The following is a 15,939-nucleotide window of genomic DNA, read 5'->3' as shown; positions in this document are numbered from 1 at the left end:
CGTTTATCAGGGAGGAAATAAGGGAATGACGGAAGCGATTGATCATTTGCTGACCCATCCGCTTGGGGTGCTCGTCGGCTATTTCTCGGTTGCGATACTTGCACTTATTGTTTACTTGTATTGCTTTGAATTGGTTACCAAGTACAATTGCTGGGATGAAATACGCAAAGGAAATGTTGCCGCGGCCATGGCGACCGGCGGCAAGGTCTTTGGCATTTGTAACGTGATGCGGTATAGCATCACGGCTAATACGTCCATTTACGGCATGATTAAATGGTCGTTCTTCGGGTTTATACTGCTTTTATTAGCTTATTGGCTGCTTGAATTCTTGACGCCTGTGTTTTCGGTCGATGAAGAGATTGGCAAGGATAATCGGGCAGTGGGCCTGATCGTGCTTCTTATCACCGTATCTTTGTCTTACATTATTGGAGCGAGCATTACTTAAGGGCTTCGGGAGGAAAAGAACGATGAAATATTTACCGCGGATATTGTTTGCGGCAGCCATGATTTTTTTCGTGGCAGGTATTGTATACTTAATGTCTCAATAAAAATAACGTAAACAGGGCCATTCATGGCCGTTTGAATAAAGAAAGGGATGAATGACCGATGGAACCGACGGTTTGCCCATGGTGCCAAAGTGAGATTGTATGGGATGAGGAGATAGGTCCCGAGGATACCTGTCCTCACTGCGCGAATGAGCTTAAAGGCTACCGCACATTGAATATCGCATTGCAAGATGAAGATGAAGATGAAGAGGACGTCGTGGAGGAATATGAAGAGGCTTATGAGCCTTCCGACGAGGAGGCGCGCGATCTTCATCGCATCTGGGGCTCCGACCATGAATCGCTGTCATCGCTTCGCACCGTGGATAAGTACGGGGAAGATCACGATCTTTTTGCATTCGAGGAGACGGTGGAGGGGATCCTGGACGAACAAGAGGAAGTGCCCGAGTGTCTGCATTGCCGAGAGTATATGCTCCATGCAGGAACGCAGCGCGTGAGCGGAGAAGGCTTCCAGCCGGTTCACGCACCCTTGATCCAAGCTCCCATTCTGCAGCCTCCGTATGATCTGAACGTTTATGTATGTCCCGGATGCTTCCATGTGCAGTACAATTTGGCAGAGAACGACCGGCTTCGGATGATCAAGAGTTTTATCCATAAAAAGGAATAGGGTTGCGGAGCGGCGCTGTTGCCGATCCCGCGGATGACTTAAGGAAACTGCCGGCGGCGGTTTCCTTTTTTTTGTTCATGAAGTGGAGCGCGAAGGGGTAAAATACCTTGGACTTCAAGTGAAAGGGCAAGGGAGGAACTGTATATGAAGTTGACAAAGGACCCCCAGGCTATGCTTCTGTTATCGGTTCATGGGTTGTTTATTCTATCGAGCGCATTGTCGGGTACGTTCCTCAACGTATACTTATGGAAAAGCCGCCAGGATTACACCATGCTCGGCTGGTTCACGATTGCGCAGCAGGTGGCGCTTGGCCTGACGTTCTGGGCCGCCGGCAAATGGGTGAAGGAGCATAACAAAATGAATGCGCTTCGCCTGGGAATTGCCGTGTCCGGCTTGTTTTATCTATGCGTGCTGTGGGCAGGGAGGAACGCCGTCCATTACATTTGGCCGCTCGGCCTGCTGTTCGGTGTGTCTTTAGGATTGTTCTGGTTGGCCTTTAATGTGGTTTACTTCGAGGTTTCGAGTGCGGAGAACCGGGACTGGTTTAATGGCTGGATCGGGCTCCTGGGCTCCATAACGGGGATTATCGGTCCGTGGCTGGCAGGCTGGATCATCACGCTGATGCATGGGGATCAGGGCTATCGGTTTATTTTTACCGTGTCGATGGCCATCTTCGCCGTAACGGTGGTCATGAGCTTTTTTCTGCGCAAAAGGCCGGTTCAAAGCGATTATCACTGGCTGGAAGGGGTAAGCCGCCTCAAGGAGGGCGGGGTTTGGAAATACGCGGTATTAGGCTTGGCTGTTCAGGGAATCCGGGAGGGCGTGTTCTCCTTTCTCATCACGCTGCTTGTTTTCGTGGCGACGGATCAGGAGTCCAAGCTGGGGCAATTCGCGTTGATTACTTCGGCCGTTTCACTGGTCAGCTACTGGGCCTGCGGGAAATGGTTCAAGCCCAAATTCCGTAAAACCGGCATGCTGGTTGGTTCCGTATTGATGCTGATTGTCATCATGCCGCTGCTATTTACGGTCAACTACACTACGCTGCTGGTGCTGGGAATCGGGACGTCGCTCTTCATTCCGCTGTACATGATGCCGGCTATATCGGCCAGCTTCGATCTCATGGGCGTGAATCAGGAAAACGTGGAGAAGCGGGTGGAGCTGGTCGTGCTCCGGGAACTCAGTCTGACGATAGGCCGAATTACGGGCTTGCTTGTTTTCATTCTTGTACTGTCATTCAGGCAGGATACGTTAACGATAACATTGCTGCTGCTGTTTCTGGGGGCATCCCCCATCGGATCTTGGCTGTTCATACGAAAGCTGTTTCCTAGCAAAGGACAAGCCGCCTGAGCCTGATGGCATCGATGTGAGTCAGGGAGATCATGCAATGAGCGAAAGTTGGATAACGCAGGTCAGCGACGTTTTTTAAAATAGAAGGCCGCGACGCGGAGGCAAATCGTACAAACGCAAAGAAGGTATCTCCAAGGCCGCAGGGCCTGTTAGGGGATACCTTCTTAATTTATGTGAAGTTCAGGTCGATCGGACGCCTCAGCGAGAACCATTTCAGTTCTTCGGGCTCTCTGCCGGCAATCGTCTCGGCCAGGAGATCGGCGGCGATCATGCTGTAAACCATACCGTTTCCGCCATAAACTTCGATGAAGTAGCTGTGCGGATACTGCGGATGTCTGCCGATCAGCGGGATGCCGTCTTTGGTGGAGGCAAACACGCCAGCCCAGCTGCATGCCATTTTCAGGTCCGTCATCGTAGGGAACAGCTTATGAATTTCATTCAGCAGTCTCTGACTTCTTGGCTCGGCGTATTCCTCTGGTTTGCCTGAAGGAGGCAGCGGCTCATCCAGTCCACCGGCCATGATCCGCCGATCCGGCGTTGTCCGGAAATAGAGATATGGACGGTCGGTCTCCCATATGAGAGCCCGCTCATACCACGAAGACAGATCGTGAACAGGCTCGGTCATAATGGCATAGGTATTGAGGAGATCCACTTGATAATCCGGCTTCCATTCTTGGGTGCTGTACCCGGTAGCCCAGATCACGTGTTTGGCTGAAACGCTTCCCTGATCCGTCATGACGGTGACATCGTTGTGTGTATACCTGGTTTCTTTCACTTCGCTGTTTTCATAAATTCGCAGCCCCTGATCGCCGGCATCTTGAAGAAGATGATGTCCGAGACGGTAGGGATTGACTTCGGCATCGCCGCGGGTATAGATGGCGGCTTCCTTTGAGAACGGAAATTTAGCCTTCACATCATCGCGGTTCCAGTACTGCACGTCGAAGCCCTTGCGTTTGAGGAGGTCATACTCATGACGAATCAAGCCGATATCTTGAGGGTTGCTGGCATAGTAGAGGCTGCTTCGAGAGATCAACCCGGAATCCCTTGACAACGTATTCGCGATTTCAGTGAGCCGACGTATGGCATTTCTGCACATCATGTAGAAGGCGGTACCCCGGTCCTCGCCAAAATGTTGAATCAAATTCGAAAGGGGACAGTCGTTTGAGATTTGCAGCAGTCCCGTATTGGCGGAAGTGCTGCCCTCGCATACTCGACTTTTCTCCAGGAGAATGACGTCGACGCCTTGCACGCTCAGGACATAGGCCATCAGGGCACCGCTGATACCGCCTCCGACGACCAGCACGTCGCAGCTAAGCCGGTCCGAGAGCACGGGGTATTTTTTTACCGGTTCGGTGTTTAAATATTTCCAGGGCGTTGTTCCGCCGGTCAGTAACATGATCCATCCCCTCCCATCGTCACATCGCCATTAGTTTGGTCGTTCCTTCCGCATTTCATGACATCTTGCGACATAGATTTGTACAACGGTGGCATACTAGGTCCTGTCAACCTAAATGGAAAGGGGAACAACGAACCGTATGACATCCAATCAGCAATTACAGCCTCTCACTTCAAAAGAGCTGGATTATATCGTGGACTGCATCTCCAACGAGACCATGCTGGCCAAGCATTGCGCCGCTACGGCAGCAGCCAGTCAGAACCCTGCCATTCAGCAGGCACTGCTCGGATTCGTCAAGCGACATGAGCAGCATCTTGATATGTTGGTGAACTCCCTTCAGACCCACAGCAGCGTTGCGCCCAACCAGCCGCAGTAAGCAGACAGTGCATAACCTACAACCCAAAGGAGGAACTACGATGGCAACCCCTAACGGATCTTCATTCCTGCCCGAAGAGGATTTGCTCAGCCCGATACTGGGAGAACTGAAACGGGCCGTTCGAGAATATACGACAGCCACGACGGAAGCCACTTGCCCTGACGTGCGTCAAATGTTTACCAATTTGACCACGGATACGCTGAGTCTGCAAGGCGAATTCTTTAATATGATGAAGCAGCAGAACATGTACACCGCAGGCACGCATGCGCTGAAATACGACGTGGACAAGCAGCATAAACAAGCGCAGCAGTCCGTACAAAAAACTCGGGAAACGATAAATCAAAAAACTTCAAGCATGGGCGCGTATGCGCACAATCCGAACGTTGAGCCCCATGCAACCAATGTATCCCCTGCTTCTTATATGTAATGTAACCCAACCATCTATGGTTAACGCAACGATTTCGCCGATGACACCTCCAGCATTGGGCTGCGGGCATGCATCGGTTTTTTTCTTTTGCACATCCCGTGTAAGTTATTGTAATATAAGTATTAATCTCTGTTCCGACAAAACCGTGTGTCACGAGCGGTTATTCGGAATAAGTGCTGGAGGATACGTACATGGAAGAGCTAAGCGAATTGAAACTGAAGGTGCTTGACCTGCTGAAAGAGGACGCGAGAAGATCGCCGGCTCTACTCTCTACTCTACTCGGTGTAGAAGAGGAAGAAGTAAAGACCTCCATTGCGGAGCTTGAACGAGATCACGTCATTGTCAAGTACGCCACCGTTGTCAATTGGGGCAAGGTGGAGGACGAGAAGGTTACGGCGCTGATCGAGGTTCAGATAACGCCTGAGCGCGGAAGAGGCTTTGAAGGAATCGCGGAACGGATTTATTTGTTCCCGCAGGTAAAGTCGGTTTATTTGATGTCAGGCGCCTACGACCTGCTGGTCGAAGTGGAAGGCGGTAACCTGCGCGAGGTGGCCAATTTTGTTTCCGAGAAACTGTCGCCTATTGATTCTGTATTATCGACCAAAACGAATTTCATTTTGAAAAAATATAAACAAGACGGGATTATTTTTGAAGAACGTCAAGAAGACAATCGTCTCCTGATCTCGCCGTAAAGGAAGCGTGTGCTATGATTTTGAACGAACAGCAGCTTGCAGAAAATAACAGGAAATCGATGAGCTCCTATTTGGCGCCTAGAGTCAGGGATATTCAACCCTCCGGAATCCGGAAATTTTTCGATCTCGTCAGCGGAAACAAGGATATTATCACGCTAGGCGTCGGGGAGCCTGATTTCGTTACGCCGTGGCATGTACGAGAAGCGTGCGTATATTCATTGGAACGCGGGTTTACGGGCTATACGTCCAATGCCGGCATGCCGGAGCTGAGGGAAGCGATCGCGGAATATTTGAACGACAGCTTTCATGTGACCTATAATCCTGCGAATGAAATCATCGTAACCGTGGGCGGCAGTGAAGCGATTGATCTGGCGCTGCGGGCCTTGATTGTTCCCGGAGATGAAATTCTGATTCCGGAACCGTGTTACATTTCGTATTCGCCGATCGCTTCAATCGGCGGCGGCGTGCCCGTCGGCATCGAAACGACGGCTGAGCATCATTTCAAACTGACGGCCGAGGCGCTGGAAGCGCAAATCACGCCCAAATCAAAGATTCTGATTCTCTGCTATCCGAGCAATCCGACAGGGGCGATCATGACCTACGAGGATTGGCTTCCGATTGCGGAAGTGGTGGAAAAGCACGATCTGATAGTGATTTCCGATGAAATTTATGCCGAGCTCACGTATGAAGGCAAGCATGTCAGCTTTGCCTCGATGCCCGGCATGATGGACCGCACCATACTGGTCAGCGGCTTTTCGAAGGCGTTTGCTATGACCGGCTGGCGTATGGGATATGTGTGCGCTCATACGGATCTCATTGCCGCCATGCTGAAAATTCATCAGTATACGGTCATGTGTGCACCGGCCATGGGGCAAGTCGCCGCGCTTGAAGCATTGCGTAACGGCATGGGGGAGAAGGACCGAATGGTTGAATCCTATAACCAGCGGCGCAGACTCGTTGTGCAGGGGCTGCGGGAGATCGGTCTGGATTGCCACGAACCCCAGGGAGCGTTCTACGCCTTCCCAAGCATCAAGGGAACGGGACTCGGCTCTGAAGAGTTTGCTCAGCGATTGCTGACCGAAGCCAAAGTGGCCGCAGTGCCGGGCACTGCTTTCGGGCTTGGCGGGGAAGGTTTCATTCGCTGTTCTTATGCTACATCCATTGCTCAACTGAATGAGGCATTGGAGCGAATGGGCAATTTTGTTGAAAAAATAAAGTAGGCAAGGAATTCGTTGAACTTTTTCCTTGAATTAACAAAAGATTCACTTTTCATTGACGAAAATTATGTTATAATTTTATTTTGGGGGCAGAATTTTACTTTCCAAGGAGGGATCACCAGTGTTTTGTGATTATGAATTGTCAAACTACCGTGGTGATTATACGGCTGAAGACAATAATCACGGTAAATGGTCAATTAAATCAGCCAAATCCACTCCTCAGGAAATTACCTTGGAAGACGAAATTCACATGCTCCGCCGGAAGATGGAGCAAATATTTTTGGAAGAGCAGTCCTTCACGTCGGAAATTGTGATCGAGATCAGCAGTTTGCTGGATCTGAAGATCAACGAATATATGAAGGCCCATCCCAAAAAGAAACTCTAAAATATTTCACCATTAAATAATACAAGGCTGTTCCTAGAGTGAGAATACTCGTGGTTCAGCCTTGTTTGTGTTTAAATCTAAACGCCAACCTAAAGCACTTCCCTCAGGCATTATCGGCCTTGGGTTTATTCGGCCGCAGCGGGAACGTGATCCGAAATTATGCTATAGTGAGCATAATAAGATGTTATGGTGTTCGTTCAAGATATGAAATGGAGGAAGATGTGATGAAGGTATATACAAGAACGGGAGATGCGGGGGAGACTTCGATTATTGGCGGTCGCGTGCCCAAGGATGATCCGCGCATCGAAGCGTACGGCACGATCGATGAATTGAACAGCTTTGTCGGTCAGGCCGTGTGCTTGGCCAAGGAAGCCGATTTTGAGGAGCTGTATCTTCAGCTCGTTCAAATCCAGCATGAACTGTTCGATTGCGGCTCGGATCTGGCTTATGCTAGGCCGCGGGAGGATAAACTCAAGGTCGGTGCCGAGCTTGTGGATCGTCTGGAGGCGTGGCTGGATGCATTCGAAGAGAAGAACCCTCCGCTTGAGCGCTTTATTCTGCCGGGCGGAAGCGCCTTGTCTTCTTCGCTGCATGTATGCCGGACCGTATGCCGCCGCGCAGAAAGGTTGACCGTTACGCTGCAGCGAACCACCGAGATCAATCCGGAGGTCCGCCGGTACTTGAACCGGTTGTCCGATTATTTCTTTGTTGCCGCACGGGCAGCCAATGTGCATGCCGGGATACCTGATGTTGAATATGAGCGAAGCGGAAAGGTGTTCCGGTAATAGATGAGTCTGTACTATCCGCCAATCCGCTATGTCGTGCCTTCACACGAAGACGGCATGCTGCTTAAGACCATTTTGCAAAAAAGAATGGGGGTATCCCGCAAGCTGCTCTCCCGCCTCAAATTGACGGAGCAGGGCATTATGCTGAACGGGACCCGCGTATATATTAGCGTTAAAGTGCAAGCGGGCGATTTGGTCGAAATTCGGATGGAGCAGGAACGTTCCAACGATATGCTGCCCCAGCCCATGGAACTTCATATTCTGTACGAGGATGAGCATCTGCTTGTCTTGAACAAGCCGGCAGGGGTCATCGTGCATCCGACGCATGGGCATTACACCGACACGCTGGCCAACGGGGTCGTTCATTATTGGCAGGAGAAGGGTTGGAATTACCGGTTCAGAGCGGTTCACCGGCTCGATCAGGAGACTTCCGGCGTACTGGTAATCGCGAAGAATGCGTATATTCATCAGCATGTTTCCGAACAAATGATTGCCGGCACCGTCGATAAGAGGTATGTCGCTTTTGTGCATGGAAGACCTTCTTCGCAGACAGGCGATATTGACGGTCCGATTGATCGGGATCCGTTGGAGCCCCACCGGCGCATCGTAACTCCGGAAGGATATCCTTCGCTTACGCGGTATAGGGTACGCGAAACTTACCCCTCCGCATCCTTGGTTGAATTGAAGCTCGAAACAGGCCGGACGCATCAAATTCGGGTGCATATGCTAAGCATCGGTTGTCCATTGATCGGAGATCAGATGTACAGGCATCCCGTATACAGCGATCAGGAATTGTTACCGGATGTGCCGGAGAGGGATGAGGATTCCAATGGGGCCGTCGGGTCATTGGATCCGTTAGCCGCAACGATCATGAGGCTGGACGGCTATATGGACAGGCAGGCGCTGCATGCGGCAAGCCTGACGCTGATGCATCCGATAGAGGGGAAGACGATGGTATTCACGGCCCCGCTGCCTGAGGACATGAAATCATTGAGATTAGCGCTCGCGCAAGAAGCTGTCACTTCATTATGTAACACTACAACATTAGAGGGAGAACCTATTGAATGAGCAAACTGAAAGTATATCAATATCCGAAATGCGGGACTTGCCGTAACGCTGTGAAATGGCTGCAGAACGAAGGACATGAGCTGGAGCTTCAACATATATTCGAACAACCGCCAAAGAAGGATGAGTTAGCCGACCTGATCGCCAAGAGCGGACTGGAGCTAAAGAAATTTTTCAATACGAGCGGCGAGGTATACAAGGAAATGAACCTGAAAGACAAGCTGCCCGGCCTTTCCGATGAGGAGAAGATCGAACTGTTGTCTTCCAACGGAAGATTGATCAAGCGTCCGATCGTGACCGACGGCAGCAAAGTAACCGTCGGCTTCAAAGCGGAGCAATATCAGGAGGCATGGCAGAAGTAACGGTCGTTTTTGGGACATGACAGACACTAAAGACAGGCTGCGGCAGTGATTGATTACGAGAGTCGCGGAATCGGTTTGCCGAAGGGCAGCCAGTCGCCGGTAACGATGTCGTCCTGCTGATGAAGGCAGAGCATTCTATGGTCCTTCGACCATCGGAATGTTCTTTTTTTTGTGAGCAGCCCACGATAGGAAATTCAAAGAAATACCCTGTGACAAGCCCAAGTCCATATAAGGATATGGTATAATGACAAGGTATATTTTAAGGTTATACCAGAGAAGTTAAAGTTAGGAGCGATCATGACTGTGATACCCAATCCACAACCATCCTTAATGCTCGTCGACGGGATGGCTTTATTATTTCGTGCTTATTATGCAACCGCGTCCAGCGGTTATATCCGTCGTACCAAAGCGGGTGTGCCGACCAACGCGATTTACGGTTTCCTGCGGTATATGTGGGATGCCATCGATAAATTTCAGCCTACCCATGTAGCTTGCTGCTGGGATATGGGCTCAAAAACATTCCGTACGGAGCAATTCGCCTCGTATAAAGGCAATCGTCCGGAAGCGCCGGATGACTTGGTTCCGCAGTTCTCGCTGGTTCGCGACGTGACGGAATGCCTCGGGATCCCGAATCTGGGCGTTGTGGGTTATGAGGCCGATGACTGCATCGGTACGCTTGCCAGACGGTTCGGCGATAGCATGAACGTCATGATCCTGTCGGGCGACCACGATTTGCTTCAGCTCGTGAACGATTCGACTTCGGTCATCATTATGAAAAAGGGGCATGGCAATTATATGCACTATACACCGGAGACGCTTTATGCCGAAAAGGGTCTTTCTCCAAGACAGGTGATCGATGTGAAAGGCCTGATGGGAGATACGAGCGACAATTATCCGGGCGTACGCGGGATCGGCGAGAAGACGGCTGTCAAGCTGATCCAGGAATATGAATCCGTGGAAGGCATCCTTGCCAATCTCGATTCATTGACCAAAGGGGTTCGCACCAAGATCGAAGCGGATTTGGAGATGCTGCATCTGTCCCGGGCCCTGGCCGAAATTCATTGCGAGGTTCCAATGGAATGCGAGCTGGATTTGTGCCGCCTGAGCGTGGATCACGAACGTGCGTTAACCAAACTGGAGGAGCTGGAAATGAAGAGTCTTGGCCATCTTTTTGGGGTGGCGGTGGTTTCCTAGCCGCTTCGGTCGAAGGTGTCGTACCGGAGACATCCGCAGCAGGCCGGGGCACTTCTTCAATTCACCAGGAAGCCTGAAATCAGCGGCGTCTTCATGGTGGCTGGATTGTGTTTGTGGAGCCGTCGTCGTGACCACGACGAAAATGCTCGGCTCGGGTTGCGGGAATGGCAGTCGATAAAAACATCACTGCTGTCCAGCATCAGTGCCTTTATACTGGGATCAGCGGCGGCACGCTGGATGGCGCGCGTTTGTCGGCAGAACGGCCGGCGAAACGCAGCTGATGCTCCTGCAATTGTGGTAGGCTTTCCGTCCGCTAATGGTACTGAGCAGAAACAGCTGGATCCGCGCTGCCGCAGGTCCGCGAGGCAGGCGTATCGGCGTTCTTTCTGGCTTTTGCCGGAGGTTTAGGCGAATTTGAGGCAACCTGGATGGTTGCAGGCAAATATACCGTGCGTCACGCAAACGCTGCCCACGGCGATTTACGTTGCGGTTAGCAATGGCCAAAGCGGGCTGGAATGGGCGTGGCGACGGTTATTATTTTGTTCTCATGGCTGTTACTCGCCGTGTCTCGGAACGGGCAGAGGCAGAGATAGAGGCAGGCAGACTTGACGGGAGCACAATGTTTACATATGCTTCGAATAGAGCTTGTTAGCAACCATATAGAGAACAAGGCACAGCACATCGTGGAGAGGATGGAAGAAGCATGAGTTTACTTGGAGCAATTGAAGCAGGAGGAACCAAGTTCGTTTGCGGCGTGGGTACGGAGGATGGAACGGTTGTGGAGCGAGTGAGCTTTCCGACGACAACCCCTGAAGAAACCATGGCAAACGTCTTTAACTTTTTTGCGGATAAGGATATAGAGGCGATCGGAGTCGGTTCGTTCGGACCAATTGACCCGGTGAAAGGCAGCCCGACCTATGGCTGCATTACAACAACGCCGAAGCCGCATTGGAGCAATTACAATATCGTTAAAGCATTGGAAGAGCGTTTTGACGTTCCGATCGGATTTGATACGGATGTAAACGGAGCTGCTCTTGGAGAATATACGTGGGGGGCGGCCCAGGGACTGGACAGCTGTCTTTATATCACTATCGGAACGGGAGTGGGAGCAGGCGCCGTGGTATCCGGCGAACTGATTCACGGCCTGTCCCATCCGGAGATGGGGCATATTTACGTCCGCCGTCATCCGGAAGACCAATATGAGGGGACCTGTCCTTATCATGCAGACTGTTTGGAGGGGCTTGCTGCGGGACCGTCTCTTGGCAAACGCTGGGGTGTTCCCGGCGTGGAATTGACGCCGGATCATCCGGCTTGGGAGATGGAAGCTTATTATCTCGCTCAAGCGCTGATGAATTATGTCCTCATCTTGTCCCCTCAGCGGATCGTGATGGGTGGAGGCGTGATGAAGCAGGAGCAGCTGTTCCCGCTGATCCGCACGAAGCTTCAAGAGCTGCTGGCAGGATATGTTCAGCATCCAAGCCTTCATGACGGGATCGATCAATTCATCGTTCCGCCGATGCTCGGCGATAATGCGGGTCTCTGCGGCGCATTGGCATTGGCCAAGCTGGCAGTGGATGAAGCCAAGAGCATTCAAGCTTAGTCTGATTTCTTATATAGGGCAAGTTCATAAAATGGATTGGATTCTATTACAGATTATGGTATTATAGTTTCAACAGTATAATGTATGGAACGAAGGAAGCACCTTTCTTGCCGCTGCGCGGAGGAGAGGTGCTTTTTTGCGTTGTTCCGCCTTTATGCTGATTGCGCAAACGGGAGGTTATCGAGGGATGCAAATTGTGTTCATGAATCGGATGAGCGGAGCGGATGAGTCAGGTCATCTCCGTTCGGCCCAAGTATGGATCGGCGAGGAAGAAGGAGGATGGCGACTCGGCTGGCGGAATATGGAACCGGACGGTGAAGTTTCCGATGACGAGTGGTATGAAGGGAACTCATGGAATGAGCTGCTATGCGTGTATCGGCACCAGCTTGCGAAGAAGCTCGGAGAAGGCTTCCGCCCGCTAATCGAAGGGGTATTCCATGAACCGGGGGAGACCGCGAGCAAGAATCTCGGCACTCAGAAACTGCAGTGTTACAGCGAGCTGTATGGATCGGAGGAGCTGTACACGGAGTTGTGCGCCTGGCGCAGGAGAAAGGCCGCATCCGGAAGAAAAGCGCCCTATTTCATTGCCAGCAACCGGGTGCTGCGCATGATCAGCGCTTTTGTTCCCCAGAGTGAGGAAGAGCTGCTGCAGCTACCGGGAATCGGGGTTAGCAAGGCTTCGGAGCACGGGGTGGAATGGCTGGAAATTACGACGAAAATCGAGCGAACCACAACGTTTCCACTGGATTGGGTGTATACGCAGCTGCCGGAAGAGGAGTTCTTGTCCTGGCTGTATAAACAGAAGGAACAGAGATATCAGCAGGAGCTTGAACGCTTCCGAACCCGCCGTGCGATGCTGATTGGCATAGCCGAGGGCGCTTCGTTGACCGAGCTTGAAGCGCGTACCTCGCTGTCGCGTCGGGATTTGGTCGAGGAGTTGGAAGGGCTTGAGAAGGAAGGCTATGATACGGAGCAGCTGCTCCAGGTCGAATTGAACACGATGACGGCTGCGGAGCAGGAAAACGTATGGAAGGCGTTTGAAGAGTTGGGCGATACGTTTCTTAAACCTGTGTTACAGCGGGTATACGGACAGGGACAAGCCGAGAACGCAGAATCAGAAGAGCTGGGCGGAACGGAGAGGCTGTATGAGCGGCTTCGTCTCATACGGATCCGCTTTCGGCGGGATCAGCCCGGCAAAGCGAATGCCGGTTAATCTGCCTTAAACAAAGTCAGGACGGATTCTCCCGGTTGCAGGGAGATCCGTCCTGATGCTAATTCGCCGTGCTTGTAGATTGAGTTTGAGTTGCGGCGGTTCGTATGAACCGTTGTGATCCGGCCAATACTCGCCCCTTTTGACCAGGGTGTCTTATATCCAATCCTTTTTACGGAACAGATAAAACATGAGCGCGCCAGCAAAAACCATGATGCCGATAACCACATAATAGGAATATCTCCAATGAAGTTCCGGCATATACTCAAAGTTCATGCCGTAGATGCCCGTAATCAGCGTCAATGGAATAAAGATCGTTGTAATAGCGGTAAACACGCGCATGATTTCATTGGCCCGATTGGCGATACTGGATTGGTAGGCTTCCCGAAGGTTCCCCATGAGATCCCGATAGGTCTCGAACGTTTCGGAGATTTTAACGGCATTTTCATAGATATCGCTGAAGTATTTCTGCAGCTGGTCATCGATCAGCCGAAGATCTTTTTTGTTGAGCGTATTGATAACTTCCTTCTGAGGTCCAAGCACCTTTTTCAACCAAAGAATCTCGCTTCGCAGACCGATGATTTCGCTGAGATGGGATTTTTTGGTATGCATCAGAATGTCTTCCTCCAGCTTTTCAATCCGCGCTTCAATTCGGTCCCCTACGGAGAAGTAGTTGTCCGTGACGAGGTCGATCAAGAGATAGAGGAAGCGGTCAGGCGTGCTGACTTCATCCTCCCAGAGGAGCGGTTTGACGGTGCGAAGCTCATGGATCTTTTGCTTGGTCACCGTAATAATAAAATGCCTGCCCAGGAAAACATTCAATGCCCGAAGGAAAATCTCTTCGTCGTCAAACCGGATGCTGTTCACGACGATAAAATAGTGGTTCTCGTATATTTCAATTTTGGGACGCTGCTCCTCTTCGCTGAGGCAATCCTCAACGGCAAGATCATGCAGGGAGAAGAGGGGCTGCAGTTCGGCTAAATCATCCACGTCCGCATCCAGCCAGTAGAAGCCGCTGGCCGGAGCTGTCAGCGTCATTTCGATGTCATCAACAGGGGTAAATACGCCCGAATCGACCAACCGGATTTTCATCTGATATCACTCCTTTGTCTAATCCAAGCTGCTTAAGTCAAGCAGTTAAGGCACAGGATATCAGCCCACCGGTGTACGGGCATAAATCGAGGAAGGTTAGAATACGATAAAAAGCGCATGAAAAATAACGCTGCCCTCTGCCGGTAAGCTGATCTTGATCCTATGCGGTTGTGCGTCTTGTGCATCCAGTTTCTGGCTCGGGTCACCGTCCATCTTCCATGTCACCTCTTTCATACTCGGTTTTAAACAGCACTTGTCTAGTATAACGCCGGGTGTAGGACCTTTCAAGTGAAATCCGGAGCAGTCCAAGGGCCATGATATAGGGTATGGAAACCTTTGGTGAAGTGTGACAAACTCATGAAAAGGTTCTTGACGAAAAATTGAGGATGATTTAAAGTAGGTATCAATTACGAAACAATTCCAAACAACTGAATAAAGCGAAATCTTATCAAGAGCAGGTGGAGGGACTAGCCCTATGAAACCCGGCAACCGGCGGCAACATCGCACGGTGCTAATTCTTGCAGGAGATACGACGATTGTATAAGCCGTTGTATAGCCTGACAGATGAGAGAGGCGCATTGTGATACGTATATGATGACCTTTCTCTACTTCGAGAAAGGTCTTCTTGCGTTTATACAGTCTAACGCTCTTTCTCACAGCTTTATGGATGTATCATTTCATATTTCGAAGGAGTGAGCCGAGATGCCAATTAAAATTCCGGATGCCCTGCCGGCAAAGGAAGTTCTGGCTGGAGAAAACATTTTTGTCATGGATGAGAGTCACGCGTTTCATCAGGATATCCGCCCGCTGCGGATTGCGATCCTCAATTTGATGCCAACCAAGGAAACGACGGAGACCCAACTGCTGCGATTGATCGGCAACTCCCCGCTCCAGGTGGATGTCGTCCTTCTTCACCCGAGTTCCCACGTATCGAAGAATACGTCGGCCGAGCATTTGAAATCATTTTACAAAACCTTTGAAGAAGTGAAGAACCGTCGTTTTGACGGCATGATCATTACAGGAGCTCCGGTCGAGCAGCTGGAGTTCGAAGAAGTGAATTACTGGGATGAGCTTACTGAAATTTTTGAATGGACCAAGACCCATGTAACCTCCACGCTCCATATCTGCTGGGCGTCGCAAGCCGGGCTTTATTATCATTACGGCGTGCCGAAATACAGCCTCGAGGAAAAGTGCTTTGGCGTATTTCCGCATACGATCAATGAAGCGTGTACCAAGCTGCTCCGCGGATTTGACGAAATGTTCTTTGTTCCGCATTCCCGTCATACGGAAGTTCGGCGCGAAGACATAACAGGCGTGGATGATTTGGTCATCCTGTCCGAGTCCGAGGAAGCAGGGATTTATTTGGTATCCAGCCGGGACGGCAAGCAGATTTTTGCCACAGGGCATTCCGAGTATGATGCGGACTCCCTGAAATGGGAGTATGACCGGGACGTTGCCAAAGGCATGGACATCGCGCTGCCGCGCAACTATTACCCGAACGACGATCCAACAAGAACGCCTCCGTCCATATGGCGCGCGCATGCAAACTTATTATTCACTAATTGGCTCAATTACTATGTATATCAGGAAACGCCATATGATATCGGTCCGCAAATTTAAC

At 50.9% G+C, this 15,939-nt stretch carries 17 protein-coding genes, 1 pseudogene and 1 riboswitch; of the genes and pseudogenes, 16 read left to right on the top strand and 2 right to left on the bottom strand.

All coding sequences use genetic code 11. The features are described from left to right. Window positions 1–25: 25 nt before the first annotated feature. The 3 genes from MHI43_RS25860 (at window position 26) to MHI43_RS25850 (ending at window position 2,517) form a co-directional block, all read left to right on the top strand. Entirely contained in the window at window positions 26–445 is a 420-nt protein-coding gene (locus tag MHI43_RS25860; RefSeq protein WP_009590305.1) for a DUF350 domain-containing protein, read from the top strand. A 161-nt stretch (window positions 446–606) separates the two neighbouring features. Further along, entirely contained in the window at window positions 607–1,170 is a 564-nt protein-coding gene (locus tag MHI43_RS25855) for a hypothetical protein (protein WP_036659980.1), read from the top strand. Between the two features lie 144 nt (window positions 1,171–1,314). Further along, window positions 1,315–2,517, top strand: a complete 1,203-nt coding sequence (locus MHI43_RS25850) for an MFS transporter (RefSeq protein ID WP_036659978.1) — start codon at window positions 1,315–1,317, stop codon at window positions 2,515–2,517. 169 nt (window positions 2,518–2,686) lie between these two features. On the opposite strand, the gene MHI43_RS25845 is transcribed toward MHI43_RS25850, so the two are convergent. Beyond that, window positions 2,687–3,913: an FAD-dependent oxidoreductase gene (locus MHI43_RS25845; RefSeq protein WP_036659976.1), complete on the bottom strand. Its 1,227-nt coding sequence runs from the start codon at window positions 3,911–3,913 to the stop codon at window positions 2,687–2,689. A gap of 139 nt (window positions 3,914–4,052) precedes the next feature. Between MHI43_RS25845 and MHI43_RS25840 the strand changes: the two genes are divergently transcribed. The 12 genes and pseudogenes from MHI43_RS25840 to MHI43_RS25785 all read left to right on the top strand — a co-directional run bounded on the left by MHI43_RS25840 (window position 4,053) and on the right by MHI43_RS25785 (window position 13,229). Continuing rightward, window positions 4,053–4,289, top strand: coding sequence for a hypothetical protein (locus tag MHI43_RS25840; RefSeq protein WP_015737136.1), 237 nt, complete (start codon window positions 4,053–4,055; stop codon window positions 4,287–4,289). A 40-nt stretch (window positions 4,290–4,329) separates the two neighbouring features. Beyond that, window positions 4,330–4,716, top strand: a complete 387-nt coding sequence (locus tag MHI43_RS25835) for a spore coat protein (protein ID WP_015737135.1) — start codon at window positions 4,330–4,332, stop codon at window positions 4,714–4,716. Between the two features lie 191 nt (window positions 4,717–4,907). Continuing rightward, a complete protein-coding gene (locus MHI43_RS25830; protein ID WP_009590307.1) occupies window positions 4,908–5,408 on the top strand; it encodes an Lrp/AsnC family transcriptional regulator in 501 nt (166 codons plus the stop codon). A 14-nt stretch (window positions 5,409–5,422) separates the two neighbouring features. Further along, window positions 5,423–6,628: an aminotransferase class I/II-fold pyridoxal phosphate-dependent enzyme gene (locus tag MHI43_RS25825; protein ID WP_015737134.1), complete on the top strand. Its 1,206-nt coding sequence runs from the start codon at window positions 5,423–5,425 to the stop codon at window positions 6,626–6,628. Between the two features lie 118 nt (window positions 6,629–6,746). Continuing rightward, on the top strand, window positions 6,747–7,010 hold the full coding sequence (locus tag MHI43_RS25820) for an aspartyl-phosphate phosphatase Spo0E family protein (RefSeq protein WP_009590300.1): 264 nt from the start codon (window positions 6,747–6,749) through the stop codon (window positions 7,008–7,010). A gap of 224 nt (window positions 7,011–7,234) precedes the next feature. Then, the gene (locus tag MHI43_RS25815) at window positions 7,235–7,795 is read left to right on the top strand and encodes a cob(I)yrinic acid a,c-diamide adenosyltransferase (RefSeq protein ID WP_036659974.1); all 561 of its coding nucleotides are present in this window, start codon (window positions 7,235–7,237) and stop codon (window positions 7,793–7,795) included. Window positions 7,796–7,798: 3 nt separating this feature from the next. Next, a complete protein-coding gene (locus MHI43_RS25810; protein ID WP_036659970.1) occupies window positions 7,799–8,863 on the top strand; it encodes an RluA family pseudouridine synthase in 1,065 nt (354 codons plus the stop codon). Continuing rightward, on the top strand, window positions 8,860–9,222 hold the full coding sequence (locus MHI43_RS25805) for an arsenate reductase family protein (RefSeq protein ID WP_015737131.1): 363 nt from the start codon (window positions 8,860–8,862) through the stop codon (window positions 9,220–9,222). The genes MHI43_RS25810 and MHI43_RS25805 overlap by 4 nt, the downstream gene beginning before the upstream one ends. Window positions 9,223–9,519: 297 nt before the next feature. Next, window positions 9,520–10,416 carry a 5'-3' exonuclease H3TH domain-containing protein gene (locus MHI43_RS25800; RefSeq protein WP_015737130.1) on the top strand — a complete coding sequence of 299 codons (897 nt, stop codon included), beginning with the start codon at window positions 9,520–9,522 and terminating at the stop codon, window positions 10,414–10,416. A 386-nt stretch (window positions 10,417–10,802) separates the two neighbouring features. Beyond that, window positions 10,803–11,009, top strand: a pseudogene (locus tag MHI43_RS25795) (molybdate ABC transporter permease subunit); the annotation flags it as partial. Window positions 11,010–11,119: 110 nt separating this feature from the next. After that, window positions 11,120–12,016 carry an ROK family protein gene (locus MHI43_RS25790; protein WP_015737129.1) on the top strand — a complete coding sequence of 299 codons (897 nt, stop codon included), beginning with the start codon at window positions 11,120–11,122 and terminating at the stop codon, window positions 12,014–12,016. Between the two features lie 187 nt (window positions 12,017–12,203). Beyond that, window positions 12,204–13,229: an HRDC domain-containing protein gene (locus MHI43_RS25785; RefSeq protein ID WP_036660015.1), complete on the top strand. Its 1,026-nt coding sequence runs from the start codon at window positions 12,204–12,206 to the stop codon at window positions 13,227–13,229. A 153-nt stretch (window positions 13,230–13,382) separates the two neighbouring features. Here MHI43_RS25785 and corA read toward each other — a convergent pair whose 3' ends face one another. Continuing rightward, window positions 13,383–14,318 (bottom strand): magnesium/cobalt transporter CorA, encoded by a 936-nt coding sequence (gene corA, locus MHI43_RS25780; protein WP_009594304.1) that lies wholly within the window; start codon window positions 14,316–14,318, stop codon window positions 13,383–13,385. Between the two features lie 442 nt (window positions 14,319–14,760). Continuing rightward, a riboswitch (SAM riboswitch) is annotated at window positions 14,761–14,889 on the top strand. Between the two features lie 131 nt (window positions 14,890–15,020). Between corA and metA the strand changes: the two genes are divergently transcribed. Next, the gene (gene metA, locus MHI43_RS25775) at window positions 15,021–15,938 is read left to right on the top strand and encodes a homoserine O-succinyltransferase (RefSeq protein WP_015737127.1); all 918 of its coding nucleotides are present in this window, start codon (window positions 15,021–15,023) and stop codon (window positions 15,936–15,938) included. Window position 15,939: the final 1 nt, after the last annotated feature.

It is taken from the genome of Paenibacillus sp. FSL H8-0457 (assembly GCF_038051935.1).
GTDB lineage: Bacteria > Bacillota > Bacilli > Paenibacillales > Paenibacillaceae > Paenibacillus_AQ > Paenibacillus_AQ lautus_A.
The sequence above is the reverse complement of the archived record's forward strand: the minus strand, read 5'-3'. Positions and strand labels throughout refer to the sequence as shown.

Excerpts from the sequence above, each read along its gene's own strand:
- MHI43_RS25840 (WP_015737136.1), top strand. The coding sequence starts at position 4,053 with ATGACATCCAATCAGCAATTACAGCCTCTCACTTCAAAAGAGCTGGAT.
- MHI43_RS25860 (WP_009590305.1), top strand. The coding sequence starts at position 26 with ATGACGGAAGCGATTGATCATTTGCTGACCCATCCGCTTGGGGTGCTC.
- corA (WP_009594304.1), bottom strand. The coding sequence starts at position 14,318 with ATGAAAATCCGGTTGGTCGATTCGGGCGTATTTACCCCTGTTGATGAC.
- MHI43_RS25800 (WP_015737130.1), top strand. The coding sequence starts at position 9,520 with ATGACTGTGATACCCAATCCACAACCATCCTTAATGCTCGTCGACGGG.
- MHI43_RS25815 (WP_036659974.1), top strand. The coding sequence starts at position 7,235 with ATGAAGGTATATACAAGAACGGGAGATGCGGGGGAGACTTCGATTATT.
- MHI43_RS25805 (WP_015737131.1), top strand. The coding sequence starts at position 8,860 with ATGAGCAAACTGAAAGTATATCAATATCCGAAATGCGGGACTTGCCGT.
- metA (WP_015737127.1), top strand. The coding sequence starts at position 15,021 with ATGCCAATTAAAATTCCGGATGCCCTGCCGGCAAAGGAAGTTCTGGCT.
- MHI43_RS25845 (WP_036659976.1), bottom strand. The coding sequence starts at position 3,913 with ATGTTACTGACCGGCGGAACAACGCCCTGGAAATATTTAAACACCGAA.
- MHI43_RS25785 (WP_036660015.1), top strand. The coding sequence starts at position 12,204 with ATGCAAATTGTGTTCATGAATCGGATGAGCGGAGCGGATGAGTCAGGT.
- MHI43_RS25790 (WP_015737129.1), top strand. The coding sequence starts at position 11,120 with ATGAGTTTACTTGGAGCAATTGAAGCAGGAGGAACCAAGTTCGTTTGC.
- MHI43_RS25850 (WP_036659978.1), top strand. The coding sequence starts at position 1,315 with ATGAAGTTGACAAAGGACCCCCAGGCTATGCTTCTGTTATCGGTTCAT.
- MHI43_RS25835 (WP_015737135.1), top strand. The coding sequence starts at position 4,330 with ATGGCAACCCCTAACGGATCTTCATTCCTGCCCGAAGAGGATTTGCTC.
- MHI43_RS25830 (WP_009590307.1), top strand. The coding sequence starts at position 4,908 with ATGGAAGAGCTAAGCGAATTGAAACTGAAGGTGCTTGACCTGCTGAAA.
- MHI43_RS25855 (WP_036659980.1), top strand. The coding sequence starts at position 607 with ATGGAACCGACGGTTTGCCCATGGTGCCAAAGTGAGATTGTATGGGAT.
- MHI43_RS25810 (WP_036659970.1), top strand. The coding sequence starts at position 7,799 with ATGAGTCTGTACTATCCGCCAATCCGCTATGTCGTGCCTTCACACGAA.
- MHI43_RS25825 (WP_015737134.1), top strand. The coding sequence starts at position 5,423 with ATGATTTTGAACGAACAGCAGCTTGCAGAAAATAACAGGAAATCGATG.